Source organism: Actinoplanes sp. NPDC026670 (assembly GCF_040638175.1).
Classification (GTDB): domain Bacteria; phylum Actinomycetota; class Actinomycetes; order Mycobacteriales; family Micromonosporaceae; genus Actinoplanes.
On sequence record NZ_JBEZXU010000002.1, the window covers coordinates 279,688 to 292,547 of the forward strand.

Annotated in this window: 14 protein-coding genes; 8 read left to right on the forward strand and 6 right to left on the reverse strand. The window is 71.7% G+C overall.

Features of this window, described 5'->3' with window-relative positions; translation table 11 throughout:
• The first annotated feature begins 53 nt into the window (after nucleotides 1-53).
• Both AB0E94_RS03065 and AB0E94_RS03070 read left to right on the forward strand, forming a co-directional pair.
• Nucleotides 54-1,922, forward strand: coding sequence for a LamG-like jellyroll fold domain-containing protein (locus AB0E94_RS03065; RefSeq protein ID WP_360321644.1), 1,869 nt, complete (start codon nucleotides 54-56; stop codon nucleotides 1,920-1,922).
• Nucleotides 1,923-2,608: 686 nt separating this feature from the next.
• The gene (locus AB0E94_RS03070; protein ID WP_360321647.1) at nucleotides 2,609-3,169 is read left to right on the forward strand and encodes a HEAT repeat domain-containing protein; all 561 of its coding nucleotides are present in this window, start codon (nucleotides 2,609-2,611) and stop codon (nucleotides 3,167-3,169) included.
• On the opposite strand, the gene AB0E94_RS03075 is transcribed toward AB0E94_RS03070, so the two are convergent.
• The gene (locus AB0E94_RS03075) at nucleotides 3,153-3,752 is read right to left on the reverse strand and encodes an SRPBCC family protein (protein ID WP_360321650.1); all 600 of its coding nucleotides are present in this window, start codon (nucleotides 3,750-3,752) and stop codon (nucleotides 3,153-3,155) included. The two genes, AB0E94_RS03070 and AB0E94_RS03075, sit on opposite strands and share 17 nt — an antisense overlap.
• Complete coding sequence (locus AB0E94_RS03080) at nucleotides 3,749-4,483, reverse strand: aminoglycoside phosphotransferase family protein (protein WP_360321653.1); 735 nt, start codon at nucleotides 4,481-4,483, stop codon at nucleotides 3,749-3,751. Before AB0E94_RS03080 ends, AB0E94_RS03075 begins: the two co-directional genes overlap by 4 nt.
• A 311-nt stretch (nucleotides 4,484-4,794) precedes the next feature.
• Between AB0E94_RS03080 and AB0E94_RS03085 the strand changes: the two genes are divergently transcribed.
• Entirely contained in the window at nucleotides 4,795-6,807 is a 2,013-nt protein-coding gene (locus AB0E94_RS03085) for a galactose oxidase-like domain-containing protein (protein ID WP_360321656.1), read from the forward strand.
• 4 nt (nucleotides 6,808-6,811) lie between these two features.
• Here the strand turns inward: AB0E94_RS03085 and AB0E94_RS03090 are convergent, their stop codons facing one another.
• Both AB0E94_RS03090 and AB0E94_RS03095 read right to left on the reverse strand, forming a co-directional pair.
• The gene (locus tag AB0E94_RS03090) at nucleotides 6,812-7,513 is read right to left on the reverse strand and encodes a GNAT family N-acetyltransferase (RefSeq protein WP_360321659.1); all 702 of its coding nucleotides are present in this window, start codon (nucleotides 7,511-7,513) and stop codon (nucleotides 6,812-6,814) included.
• Nucleotides 7,514-7,531: 18 nt separating this feature from the next.
• Nucleotides 7,532-8,128 (reverse strand): TetR/AcrR family transcriptional regulator, encoded by a 597-nt coding sequence (locus tag AB0E94_RS03095; protein WP_360321662.1) that lies wholly within the window; start codon nucleotides 8,126-8,128, stop codon nucleotides 7,532-7,534.
• A 49-nt stretch (nucleotides 8,129-8,177) separates the two neighbouring features.
• Between AB0E94_RS03095 and AB0E94_RS03100 the strand changes: the two genes are divergently transcribed.
• Nucleotides 8,178-9,164 carry a DUF2867 domain-containing protein gene (locus tag AB0E94_RS03100; protein ID WP_360321665.1) on the forward strand — a complete coding sequence of 329 codons (987 nt, stop codon included), beginning with the start codon at nucleotides 8,178-8,180 and terminating at the stop codon, nucleotides 9,162-9,164.
• On the opposite strand, the gene AB0E94_RS03105 is transcribed toward AB0E94_RS03100, so the two are convergent.
• Nucleotides 9,152-9,640, reverse strand: a complete 489-nt coding sequence (locus AB0E94_RS03105; RefSeq protein WP_360321668.1) for an HAD domain-containing protein — start codon at nucleotides 9,638-9,640, stop codon at nucleotides 9,152-9,154. The genes AB0E94_RS03100 and AB0E94_RS03105 overlap by 13 nt on opposite strands.
• A complete protein-coding gene (locus tag AB0E94_RS03110) occupies nucleotides 9,637-10,353 on the reverse strand; it encodes a class I SAM-dependent methyltransferase (RefSeq protein WP_360321670.1) in 717 nt (238 codons plus the stop codon). The genes AB0E94_RS03105 and AB0E94_RS03110 overlap by 4 nt, the downstream gene beginning before the upstream one ends.
• 57 nt (nucleotides 10,354-10,410) lie before the next feature.
• On the opposite strand from AB0E94_RS03110, the gene AB0E94_RS03115 reads away from it, so the two are divergent.
• From AB0E94_RS03115 to AB0E94_RS03130, 4 genes are all read left to right on the forward strand, one after another.
• Nucleotides 10,411-11,343, forward strand: coding sequence for an aminoglycoside phosphotransferase family protein (locus AB0E94_RS03115; RefSeq protein ID WP_360321672.1), 933 nt, complete (start codon nucleotides 10,411-10,413; stop codon nucleotides 11,341-11,343).
• Between the two features lie 31 nt (nucleotides 11,344-11,374).
• Nucleotides 11,375-11,719, forward strand: coding sequence for a hypothetical protein (locus AB0E94_RS03120; RefSeq protein ID WP_360321675.1), 345 nt, complete (start codon nucleotides 11,375-11,377; stop codon nucleotides 11,717-11,719).
• Nucleotides 11,720-11,748: 29 nt separating this feature from the next.
• Nucleotides 11,749-12,390: a nucleotidyl transferase AbiEii/AbiGii toxin family protein gene (locus tag AB0E94_RS03125; protein ID WP_360321678.1), complete on the forward strand. Its 642-nt coding sequence runs from the start codon at nucleotides 11,749-11,751 to the stop codon at nucleotides 12,388-12,390.
• 117 nt (nucleotides 12,391-12,507) lie between these two features.
• Complete coding sequence (locus AB0E94_RS03130) at nucleotides 12,508-12,858, forward strand: S-adenosylmethionine decarboxylase (RefSeq protein WP_360321681.1); 351 nt, start codon at nucleotides 12,508-12,510, stop codon at nucleotides 12,856-12,858.
• The last annotated feature ends 2 nt before the right edge of the window (nucleotides 12,859-12,860 follow it).

The following is a 12,860-nucleotide window of genomic DNA, read 5'->3' on the forward strand; positions in this document are numbered from 1 at the left end:
GATGATCGCCGCTAGCATCGCGTGGTGATCATCGATGACCGAACGGGGGAGTCATGCGATTGCTGAGGTCGATCGCGGTGACGGTGGTGGCCGCGGCCGTCACCGTCGTGGCGCCGCAGGGTGCGGCGGGCGCTGCCGTACCGGGCCGCCGGGTGGTGCTGTCGGAGGACTTCTCCGCGCCCACCCTGAACACCGGCCTGTGGCTGGCCGAGGAGACCGGCGGCTGGAAACGGGTCAACGACGGCGACCAGCAGTGGTATTCGCCGAGCGCGGACAACGTGTACATCGACCACGACAACACGTCGACCGGGGCCGGGCACGGGGCGCTCGCGCTGGCGGTCACCGAGAACCCCCGGCAGATCACCTACCCGGACGGCACGGTCGGTGACTACCGGTACGCGTCCGGGCGGGTGCAGACCGAAACGAAACTCGACGTCACGTACGGCAGCATGTCGGCGCGGATGAAACTGCCCGCCCTGCCGGGCACGTGGCCGGCGTTCTGGACGCTGGGCCTGGACGGCGCCCGCTGGCCGGCCAACGGCGAGATCGACATCATGGAGAACGTCGGCGACCCGCGCTGGACGTCGGTGGGCGCGCATTTCCCCGGCCGTGACCCGCTGCACACCGCCGACCACGGGCTCGGATTCCCGTCCGACAGCTACGACACGAACGCGAAACGGGCGGCGCTGTTCCCGGCCGGGTTCGACGCCGCCGGCTGGCACGTCTACCGGGCCGACTGGTCACCGGGGGCGATCACCTTCCTGATCGACGAACGGGAGGTGTTCCGGCTCACCGCGGACCAGGTCACCGCGACCGGGGCGTGGGTGTTCGACCAGCCGCAGTATCTGATCCTGAACATGGCGATCGGTGGCGGCTATCCGAAGGCGTTCAACGGCGAGCCCGACGGCCTTCCGGCCGCGACCGAAACCGCGATCAAAGCCGGTGGGGTACGGACACTGGTCGACTGGGTGCAGGTCATCGACAACCGGCCCGCCGGGCTGCCGATCGACACGGCGACCGCGGACGCCACCACCGGCGAGGTGCTGCGTTTCGACCAGGTCGACGTCGGCGCCGGCACGGGCAGCGTGCAGATGCGGGCCGTGTCGAGCCGGGCCGGGCAGATCCTGGTGCGGGCCGGCAGCCCCACCGCCGCCCCCGTCGCGACGGTCGCCGTCACCGACACCGGCGGCGCCACGGCCACCGTGTCGGCGGCGGTGTCGTCCCTGCCGCCGGGGGTGCACACCATCTACATCACCCGGCCCGCCGCAACGACCATCGACTCGTTCACGTTCGGCGGGCCACCGTACACGCTGCGCGGCTACTGGCCGCTGGACGCCGCCGGCGACCCGGTCGTCACCGGCGGCGCCACACTGATCACCGACGTGCGCGCCGGGCAGGGCCGGGCGATCCGTTTCGACGGGATGTCCGGGCAGGCGAGCACCGGCGGGCCGGTCGTGGACACCGGGCAGAGTTTCACCGTCACCGCCTGGGTGCGGCTGACCTCCGCCGGCGGCTACCACACCGCCGTCGGCCAGGACGGGGCGCAGGCCAGCGCCTTCTACCTGCAGCGCGCCGGGTCCGGGCGGTGGACGTTCGCCGTGCCCGCCACCGACACGGTCGACCCGGCGTTCGCGACCGCGGTCGGTGGCCCGGCCGTGGTGAACCGGTGGACCCACCTGGCCGGGGTGTACGACGCGGCCGCCGCAACCGTCACCCTCTACGTCGACGGGATCCGCGACGCCACCGCCGGGACCGTGGCCGGGCGGGCGTTCACCAGCAGCGGCCCGCTGACCATCGGCCGGTCGAAGTACAACGGCTGGGCCGGCAACTTCTGGCCCGGCGACATCGACGACGTGCGGGTGCTGTCCGGGGTGCTGCCGGCGCAGCAGATCAGCCGCCTGGCCCTCAACACGCCCGCCTGAACACCCGGACGACGCTGGGGGTCATCGCCGCCACTGGGCGGGGGTGACCCCCACCGTCGCCCCGGCAGGGCGCCGCACCGCGCCCACCGCGATCTTGTCGATTTCGGTCGCACTCGAGTTCGCCAACTTTAGGCAGCGACAGTGCCGGTCAGGGCCGCAGCCGAAGTGGACTTTGCATTTCTCCTGGTCAGCGTCATCCGCAGCGAACTCCGTAAGGTCTTGTGCCCTTGGACGGCCGTCCAGAGGCGATGCCAGGAGCGCACCGCCGCCGGCGGGTCCGCCGGCAGCAGCGATGGTCAGCGCACACATTCGCCGGTCGTGTGCGCCTGCTTCGCTCCGACGGGGACGGGAGCACACGTTATGCCGTCCGTGTGCGCCTGCCATCGTTCCGACGAGGATGAAATCGCACATTGCCGCATCGTGTGCGCTGGCCGTCGCCCGCCGGAGACCACTCCGGACCGAACACCGGCGGCCGCGTCTTGCCGATTGGCCGACGACCGTGACGGATTTCGCCGGAGGCGGTTCCTACCCGAGTTTCGCCATGCTGTTGATCCAGGCGGTGGCTTTACCGGACGCACGTTTCGTTGATGCTCCTTCCTGTCGCTCTCTCTACCGTCCATCCCGGCGGAAATCCGGTGCGCCGGCACCCCAACGATCCCCAAGCGGGTCACGTAGCGTGGGCGCCCATGGGGTTCGGGGAACTGCTGCGGCAGCTTCGCAGCGCGGCTGATCAGGGATTCGACTTCCGGGAGATCGAGGACGAGATCGAATACCTGGCCGAGTTCGAGGCCGAGACCAGCCGCGCCGAGGCGCTCGCGTTCACCGGGGACGCGTCGATGCGGGTCTGGGCGCTCGGGTTGATCGGTGACGCCCGGGACCTGCCGATCATGGTCGCCGCCCTCGACGATCCGGCGCTGCGGCACACCGCGCTGGAAGCCGTCGGCGGGCAACGCGACCGGGAACCCATCGACGGCATCGCCCGTGCGTTCCTGGACGACCCCGACCCCGGTGTGCGCCGCCAAGCCGCGAGTCTTGTCGCGTGGCTGCGGCGGCCCGGTTACGCCGAGGCGCTGCTGCCGCTGACCAGGGACACCGACCAGGACGTGCGGTCGGTCATCACCCTGCGCCTGGCCATGCACGGCGACGCCACCGCCGCACCACTGCTACGGATCATGCTCGACGATCCCGTCGAACGGATCCGCCGTAACGCGCAACGCGGCCTGGACCGTCTCAGCCGCCCGACCTGACCAGCATGTCCAGATGCGCCGCCCGCCGGATCAGCAGGCGACGCAGATACGGCGCCAGCACCAGCCGGGCCACCACCGCGCCCAGTGGGCCCAGCGGCGCGGCGAACGTCATCCGGTCGGTCATCCGCGTCGCGGCGCCGTCGGGTTCGAACAGATGCTCATGGCGCATCATCGCGAACGGCCCCCGAACCTGCTCGTCGACGAACCGGCCCGCCTGCGCGTCCGCCGACGGATCCGGGCCCGGTTGCTCGCCGAACCGGGCCGGCCGCGGGTCCGCCGACCGATCCGGGCCCGGTTGCTGGTCGGGGCCGCCGGACCGGGCCGGCCGCGAACCGGCGGCGCCGGTCGGGGCCGGGCGCTGATAGGTGGTTATCCGGCTGGTCATCTGCCAGCGCAACCCGAAATGGCGGGCCGTGAACGTCACCTCGTCGCCCAGCAGCAGCCGGCGCCGGTCGTCGCGGGTCGCGGCGGTCTCGGCGCTGTCGCGCTGGGATGCGGCGTGCACGTCGACGTCGAGTTTCAGGTCGAACACCCGGGCCGGGGGAGCTGCGACGAACGACACGACCTCGATGGTCACCGTCACGCCAGCGCTCCCGTGTGGGCGGTGATCCAGCGGGCGTCACGCCGGTACAGGGCGACGTGCGACGCCAGCTGCGGGCCACGGGCCTCGGTCCACGCCGCCAGGTCGTGCAGCCGGTCGACGGCGACCCCGACCACCTGCGCCGGATCGGGGGCGCGGTCGCCGTACGCCGCGCACAACAGCCGCAGCCGCCGGGACCGTTCCGCAATGCCGTTGTCGACGGCCTCGGTGTTGGCCGGATCGGTCAGCGGCGCCAGCCGGTAGGCCAGGTACGCCAGATCCCACACCCGCGGCCCCGGCGACGCGGTGTCCCAGTCGATCACCCCGGTCAGGGTCCGGCCGGTGAACACCATGTTGTACGGAGCGAAATCGTTGTGGCACACCACCTCGGCGGGCTCGTGCACGGGAATCCGCCACACCGCCCCGGCCCGGTCGAACGTGCTGGTCGCCGCATGCAGCGCGGACATCATCCGGGCCGCATCGACCAGCACCTCGTCGGCCCACACCCAGTCCGGAAGGTCTGCGTTCAGCACGGTTCCCGGCAGATAGGACACGATGTCACGGCCGGCGGAGTCCGTACCGAAAGGTTGCGGCAGCCACGTCACACCGTGGCCGCGCAGGTGGCCCAGCAACCGCTGCACCGTCGGTGTCCACGGGCCGGCAGGCCGGCGGACCGTGTCGCCGGAGCGGACCGCGCCGCCGGTGTTGCCGCCGGAAAGGATCTCTTCGGACATCCGGCAAGTATCGCCGAACCGACAGCGCGCCGACCGAAAGGGTGAGTGGTCCGAGCCCGGAAGTGCCACCGGTGAATATTGATGGACAACTCGGTTGAGAGCTATGGTGACCGCACTGAACATTGACGGGGGCGGCACGAGACAAATCACGGGGATATTCACGATCAAGTCTGCGCATAAAGTCCCGGCCGCGCGATCGGTGAAGGGACGACAATGCCATGCGAATAATACGTGTGTTGATAGCCGCTTGCCTTTTGTCGGCATCATTCCTGGTCGCCACGTCAGCGGCCGGGGCACCCTCGGCCGCGCCCGTGACCGCGCCGGCGGCCGTGCCGCACGCTCATGCTCACGCGGCCGGCAGCGCCGAGGACGACGCCGAGCACCGGGCGCAGGACCTGGTCGGTGTGCCGATGCACGAGATCGAGAAGAAGACCGCCGAGAACGCCGCGCGTATCGAGCGCCAGACCGGTAAGCGACCAGGCCGGGCCCAGCTGCGGGCCAGTGCCGCCGACGCCGATCCGGGCGTGTCCGGCCAGTGGAGCCCGGTCGTCGACACCACGGTGGTGCCGGTGTTCACGGCGGTGCTGCCCAACGGCAAGGTGCTGATCTGGGACTCGGTCGGCGACAACGCGGCCGAGGACTACCCGAACCACGACTTCACCCGGGCGATGGTGTGGAACCCGGCCGACAACACCCAGAAACGCGTCGACCTGCAGGGCACCAACCTGTTCTGTGCCGGGTTCGCGCACCTGGCCAACGGCAACATTCTGGTGGCCGGCGGAAACGCCAACGCGCAACTGGCCGGCACGGTGCGCACCTACGTGTTCAACTGGCAGACCGAAACGTGGACCCGTGGCCGGGACATGGCCGCCGCCCGCTGGTATCCGTCGGTGACGGAAATGGCGAACGGTGAAGAAGTGATCATCGGGGGCGGGCCGGCCGTCGCGGAGGTCTATCAGACGAACGGTGTGATTCGCCAATTGCCGAACTTCACGAAATACAACGCGAGACTCTATCCGTTCATGATTTCCCGCCCGGACACACAATTGGGTCTTTTCGGTCCCTACAATACGGGCTGGACGATCACGACGGCCGGCAACGGCGCGATCACCGGCACCGCTGCCCGCGACGGCATCACCCGCGACTACGGCAGCTTCGCCACCTACGACATCGGCAAGACCCTTGTGGTCGGTGGCGGCAGCATCACCGAGGACGGCGTCGCGAAACGGCCCACCCGCACCGCGGTGATCCTGGACAGCAACAAGGGCCTGGTCCCGGCGGTCACCACCACCGGCTCCATGTCGACCGGCCGGCGCCAGCACAACACCACCGTCCTGGCCGACGGGTCGGTGCTGGTCACCGGCGGCCTGACCAGCGCCGCCGTCAACGGGGGCGTCGACCTGAACGCGGCCGTCACCACCGCCGAACTGTGGAACCCGGTCACCGGCCAGTGGACGGTGCTGTCCGCCGCCGAACGCATCCGCCAGTACCACTCGACGGCCGCGCTGCTGCCCGACGGGCGGGTGATGACCGGTGGCGGCGGGATCTGCGGCGGCTGCATGACCGCCGGCTACCTGGAGAAGAACGTCGAGTACTTCAGCCCGCCGTACCTGTACAAGAAAGACGGCAGCGGCGAGCTCGCGGCCCGCCCGGTGATCTCGGCCGGGCCCGGCACCGTCGGTGTCGGCGCGGCGTTCACGCTCACCAGCCCGCAGGCCGCGACCATCCGCAAGGTCGGGCTGGTCGCGCTGGCCGACGTCACCCACGGCGTCGACCAGGGCCAGCGGTACATCCCGCTGAAATACACCGTCGCCGGGACCACGCTGACGGTGACCGGGCCGCCGACCGGCGGGGTGGCGCCGCCCGGCTGGTACATGCTGTTCGTCACCGACGCCGCCGGTGTCCCGTCGGTCGCCCGGATGGTGCAGGTCGCCAAAGCGCCGACGCCGCTGATGAGCCCGCTGAAGAACAGCACCGGCAAATGCGTCGACATCCCCAAGTCGGCGCTGACCGCCCGCACCTACCTGCAGACCTACACCTGCAACAACACCAAGGCGCAGTCGCTGACCCGGTTCACCGACAACACGCTGCGGGTGTTCGGGATGTGCGCGGACGTGCCGAGCAGCAACTTCGTCAACGGGCAGCGGATCTGGCAGTTCGGCTGCAACGGCACCGGAGCGCAACGCTGGCAGTTCCGCACCGACGGCACGGTCCGCCCGGTCAGCAAGACGACCCTGTGCCTGGCCGCGGCGGCCAACACCAACGCCGCCCAGGTCAGGATCGTCACCTGTACCGGGGCGGCGCTGCAGAAGTGGACGTGGTGACGGCTCAGGCGGTGAGGATCGGCGGCCGGGTGTGCCAGGTCGCCATCCGCACCACCGCGAACCCCAGCGACTCGTAGAGCGGCCGGCCCGCCTCGGTCGCGACCAGCGTGAACACGTGGTCGGGGCGGGCCGCGATCGCCGCCGACAGCACCGCCCGGCCCAGCCCCCGCGACCGGTGGGAGGACAGGGTGGCCAGCCAGTACAGGCCGGTGGCGTGCCCGTCGTCGTAGGTGTAGGCCGCGGCGGCGGGCGCCCCGCCGTCGTAGGCCAGCCACACCCGCCAGCCCGGCAGGTCCAGCACTCTCGGCGGGAGCGCCTGCGCGCGTACCCACGGCTGTAGCTGGGGGAACGGGAAACCGTCGACCATCACCCGTTCCGCCTGCGCCAGGGTGTCCGGGTCACGGACCTCGACCACCGGCGCCGCCGCGGCCTTCAGGCCGCCCGGCGGCCGGTTCATCACCGGCATGCACACCGCCCGCGAATTCGGGAACACCGGGTCGGCGTCCGGGCTGGTGAACACGTCCTCGACGACGACGCGGCTCTGCAACGCCATCCCGGCGACCTCGGCGACGGTCGCCGCGGTGGGCGGCTGCCGCAGGATCACCCGGGTCGTGCCGGGCCGGTCCACCCGCAGCAGCCGCTCGTCCAGACGCGCCGCGGGGAACAGGGCGGTCCACATGGCCGCGGCATTCCGCAGGTAGATCACGCCCGGCAGGGTAGCCGATCACGGGCCCGTGACGAGCCCGATGAGCCGATCGACATACGTACGGCGTTGCTCGGGCGTGCCCGGCACCAGCCCCGGCGTGGCGTGGGCCAGCTGCGCATGCCCCAGATAGGCGCTCACCGCCACCAGCGCCCGATGGCCGGCCTCCTGCGGCGGCAGGCCCAGATCCTCGAACAACCGGGCGGTGTACGCCAGCCGGCGCGCCGTCACCCGGGCCAGCGCCGCCGCGACGTGCGGATGGCCGGCGGTCGCCAGCATGGCCAGCTCGATCGCGTCGGCGCCCGGGATCGCCGTCGACTCGATCACCGTGCCGATCAGGGTCCGCAGCCTGGCCAGCGGATCGGGCTCGGCCTCGACCAGGGCGATCACCGCGTCGGTGTGGTCGGTCTCCCAGCGCTGCAGGGCCGCCTCGATCAGCGCGTCGCGGTTCGCGAAATGCCAGTAGAAGCTGCCCTTGGTGGCGCCGAGCCGGGCCGCGAGCGGCTCCACGGCGACCGCGGCCAGACCGCCGCGGGCCATCGCCTCCAGCGCCGCGGCGGTCCAGTCGCCGGCCGTGAGCCTGGTCGCTGTGGGCTTGCGGGTGCGGCGTTCAACCATCTCCATACGGTACGGTACGGAAGAACATACGCCACCGTATGGAGGTGTCATGAGCGTCATCGACAACACCCACGAACGGCTCCTGCCGGTCCCCGCCACCGTCGCCGGAGCCCTGCTCGACCGGATCGGCCGTCCCGGCGACCCACTCTGGCCGTCACCCACCTGGCTGCCGATGCGCCTGGACCAGCCGGTCGCCGTCGGCGCCACCGGCGGCCACGGACCGGTCCGCTACCAGGTCAGCGCCTACCGGCCGGGCCGGATGGTCGAGTTCACCTTCGACCCGCGGATCGGCCTGACCGGCACCCACACCTTCGAGATCGACGACCACGGCGACAACGCGTGCGTGCTGCGCCACCGGCTCACCGCCGAGGCCACCGGGTGGATGCGGCTGGGCTGGGCCACGCTGATCGGCGCCTGCCACGACACCGTGCTCGAGCACCTGCTCGACAACGCCGAGCACGCCGCCGGCGGCACGGTCGGCCACCCGGTGCGCTATCCGTGGCGGGCGCGACTGGCGGTCCGCTTCGAGTCCGTGCAGATCAGCGCCACGTCCGTACCATCGCAAGAATCTCTGATCGCCGCGGCGCTGCCGCGGCCGGACCTCGCCGACGCCTACGCCGCGCGAGTCGGTCCGGGTGCCGCAACCGACCCGCAGACCTGGGCCGACGCGATCTTCCGCAACCCACCGGCCGCCGTGGTCGCCCTGCTGCGGCTACGCAACGTGCTGGTCGCGCCGTTCGGCATCGAACGCGGCGACCGGTCCGCCTTCGACACCATCACCCGCACCGACCGGGAAGTGCTGCTCGGCACCGACGCCGGCCACCTCGACTTCCGTGCCTCGGTCCTGGTCACGCCGGACGACGACGGGGTCACCGTCACCCTGAGCACCCACGCGGCCGCCCGCACCCGCGGCGGCCGCGTCTACCTGGCGCTGGTGCGAATGTTCCATCCGGTCGTCGTCCGGGCGATGCTGCGCCGGGCCGCCACCGAAGCCGTCCAGCCGCGCCCGCAAACCCGGGCGGCTCACGCCACCTGAGCACGCAGCCACGCGCCCACCGCAGCGAAATCGGCGGCCGTCAGCCCCGCCAGCGGATCCACCCGGTGCACCAGCGCCGGGCCCTCATGAAAATCGTGCACCCACCACCGGTCCACGCCGGTCACCTCGTCGTCGAGCCACACGAACGGCCGGCCGCCGGCCCACTGCATCAGCGGGATCGTCTTCCAGTGCAGGCCGGCGACCGCCGGCGGGCCGTCCTCGAAGCTCACCACCGGCAGCTGCGGCAGCCCCAGCCGCGGCGCGACCAGCTCGTTGGCCGTGTGCGCCCACGTCGTCGCCCACACCAGGTCACCGCCGAGCGCCAACAGCCGGGCCCCGTCGGCCGGGTCGAGCCGGTGGATCAGCGGATGCCCCGACGGATCCGCCGGCGGCACGCCGGCCGGCGTGCCCGGCCGGGCCCGCAACGGGATCAGCGGGCCGTCCACATCGAGGAACACCAGCGGCCGGCCGGTCAAGCGCGCAACACCATCGTCAGCATCGGCAACGCGAACTCGCCGTCGGCGGTCTCCGGCCGGCCCGCCAGGAACTCCCGGATCCGGCCCAGCGTCTGTACCCGCTGCGGCTCCGGCATGATCAGCACCCCGGCCCGGGTCGCCAGCGTCGCGACCAGCTCGTCGGCGGTGCGCCGCTGGCTGTTGCGGAACCGGGCCGTCACCGCCGACGCGCCGAGCATCCCGGCCGTCGCGGCCTGCCAGGCCTCCGGGGTGTCCCGCGGCCCGATGACCGCGCTGCCGGCCACCCGTGCCAGCTCGGCGACCCAGCCGACCGTATCGTCGAGAACGTTCCACAACCCGGCCACCACCCCGCCGGGCGCCAGCACCCGCGCGAACTGCGGCCCGGCCACCGTCATGTCGAACCAGTGCATCGCGTTGCCGGCCACCACCGCATCCACCGACCCGTCCGGCAACCCGATCGCCTCAGCACTGCCCGGCAATGCCCGGACCTGCGGAAACTGCCCGGCCAGCACGGCCCGCATCGCCGGATCCGGTTCCACCGCGGTCACCGACGCGCCCGCCGACAGCAGAGCCGCGGTGAGCTTGCCGGTCCCCGCGCCCAGATCCAGCACCCGCCGGCCGGGCGCGGCCGCCAGCACCCACCGCACCGCGTCGGCCGGATAATCGGGGCGATGCCGGGCATAAGCGGCCGCAGCCGTACCGAAAACCTGCATCCGGGCACCCTACAATCCGGTGGACGAAACCGGGCACCCTGCGGCAGGCTACCGGCTGTGCCGGACACCGAGGTCACCAAACTCCACGACGACGAGACCGACATCGACACCACCCTGGTACGGCGGCTGCTCGCCGGCCAGTTCCCGCAATGGTCCGGCCACCCGATCCGGTATGTCGCCACGTCCGGCACCGACAACGTCACCTTCCGCGTCGGCGACGACCTGTCGGTGCGGCTGCCCCGCACCGCCCGCACCACCGGCCAGGCCGAGAAAGACCTGACCTGGATGCCGCGACTGGCCCCGCACCTGCCGCTGGCCATCCCCGAACCGCTCGCCCTCGGCGCGGCGACCAGCGAATACCCGTTCACCTGGGGCGTCTACCGATGGCTGCCCGGCGACACCTTCGACCCGGCCGCCGTCGACCCGCAGGCCGCCGCCCACCAGCTCGCCGACTTCCTGCACCACCTCCAGCAGATCGACACCACCGGCGCGCCTGCCCCACCCGACAGCCCGTTCAGCCGCGGCACGCCGCTCGCGCCCCGCGACCGGCTCTACCGCGACGCCGTCGACACGCTGCGCGACGACCTCGACCCGGCCCTGCTGCTGGCCGCCTGGGACCACGCGCTGACCGCCGGCACCTGGACCGGGCCGCCCCGCTGGATCCACGGCGACCTGATGCCCGGCAACGTGCTGACCGCCGGCGGGCGGCTCACCGCGGTCATCGACTTCGGCACCGCCTGGGCGGCCGACCCGGCCGCCGACATCATGGCCGCCTGGTTGCTGTTCGACGGCGACGCACGGCAGGCGTTCCGCGACGCCCTCAAAACCGACGACCACACGTGGGTACGGGCCAGAGGCTGGGCCCTGTCGCTGGCCGTGATCGCCCTGCCGTACTACCGCAACCGCAGCAGCCCCGACGACGTCCAGGACAGCCTCACCTACATCAGCGAACTGCTCGCCGAGTTCACCGCCGACCGGCCGTCCTGGTGAACCGGGCGGCCGGTCGCCTAGTCTTGGCGTCATGACCTCGGCGCTGGAGAGCTCCGCGAACCGTCTGGCCACCCGGCCGGGCCGGGCCGCGCTGGTCATCGCCGACCTCACCCAGCTGCGCGGCCCCGCCACCGGGGTGGTGGAACTGCCGCACCGGATGCTGTGGCTGCCACCGCAGCACCGCCGGTTCGACCTCACCGACGACTACGACAGCCTGCGGATGTATGAGATCGTCCTGCGCGAGGCCGTCCAGCACCACGAGCTGCGGACCCTGCTGAACGCACGTCTGCTCGCCCGGATGTGGCCGCAGCTGTTCCTGCCCCGCGGTGTCCGGGCCGCCTGGCAGCAGCGTCACCCGGATCTGGCCGCCGCTTGACCGGCGCTCCCGACCCGTTTCACGAACTGGTGGCACGCACCGCCCTGGCCGCCGCCTACCGGTACGGGTTCGTCCTCGGCGGCGGCCTCGCCCTGATCGAGCACGGCCTGGTCGTGCGGCCCACCGAGGACGTCGACCTGTTCGCCTCCGGTGAAGGCTCGGTCGCCGCGGCCACCACCGCGGTGACCGGCGCGCTGCTGGCCGCCGGGCTGCGCGTCGAAACCATCGGCCACGACAGCGACCTCGACGACCTCATCGCCGGGATGGCGTACCAGATGGCCGAACTGGCCGTCTTCAGCGGCCCCGACGACCCGGACGGGCTACGGGTGAGCCTGGGATTCCTCGACCGGTCCTACCCGCCGGTGGTGCTCGACATCGGCCCGGTCATGGCCGTCGACGACCTGATCGCCTGGAAGGTCGCCGCCCTGGCCGGCCGCGCCGAGGTCCGCGACTTCATCGACGTGGCCGTGTTCCTGGCCGACCGCGACGTCGACCAACTGCTCAGCTGCGCACGCCGGGTCGACCCCGCCCTGGAGCCCGAGGACGTCGCCGCAGCCGGCCGGCGCCTGGACCGCACCCCCGACCGCGCGTTCCTCGCCTACGGCGTCGACCCCGCCGGCGTGGCCGGGATCAGAGCCCGGTTCGCCAGGTGGCCCCGCCACCAGAACTGATCACCGGTGGGCCGAACGTCACCGCGAACCCGCTGGTCAGACGGGTTACGCGGGCGCCCGGCGGCACTAGGTTCGGTCAGGCAAACGTCTGACCGCCGACGAGAGAACCCCGCCTCCGTGCCTTCCTGCACCGACCTCGCCCCCGGCATCCTGCGCCAGCGCCTCGTGGTCGAGGGCTATCCCGCGTACCCGATCACCGACCAGCACATCAAGCGGTACCTGACCGAACTGTCCGAGGTCACCGCCATGACCACCCTGATCGAACCGGTGACCCACATCAGCGACCTGTACGGCTGGGCCGGCTGGATCCACTGGGAGACCTCCGGCGCGCACTTCTACTCCTGGGAACGCCCGATCTCCTTCTTCAGCGTCGACATCTACACCTGCAAAGCGTTCGACCCGGCAGTCGTCGTCGCGTACACCAAGGATTTCTTCCGGGCCTCCGAGATCGTGGCGAAGGAGTTCTGAAA

What these genes read in the sequence shown, in the direction of transcription:
- AB0E94_RS03065 (WP_360321644.1), top strand. Translation starts at nt 54, where the DNA reads ATGCGATTGCTGAGGTCGATCGCGGTGACGGTGGTGGCCGCGGCCGTC.
- AB0E94_RS03070 (WP_360321647.1), top strand. Translation starts at nt 2,609, where the DNA reads ATGGGGTTCGGGGAACTGCTGCGGCAGCTTCGCAGCGCGGCTGATCAG.
- AB0E94_RS03080 (WP_360321653.1), bottom strand. Translation starts at nt 4,483, where the DNA reads ATGTCCGAAGAGATCCTTTCCGGCGGCAACACCGGCGGCGCGGTCCGC.
- AB0E94_RS03095 (WP_360321662.1), bottom strand. Translation starts at nt 8,128, where the DNA reads ATGGTTGAACGCCGCACCCGCAAGCCCACAGCGACCAGGCTCACGGCC.
- AB0E94_RS03100 (WP_360321665.1), top strand. Translation starts at nt 8,178, where the DNA reads ATGAGCGTCATCGACAACACCCACGAACGGCTCCTGCCGGTCCCCGCC.
- AB0E94_RS03110 (WP_360321670.1), bottom strand. Translation starts at nt 10,353, where the DNA reads ATGCAGGTTTTCGGTACGGCTGCGGCCGCTTATGCCCGGCATCGCCCC.
- AB0E94_RS03120 (WP_360321675.1), top strand. Translation starts at nt 11,375, where the DNA reads ATGACCTCGGCGCTGGAGAGCTCCGCGAACCGTCTGGCCACCCGGCCG.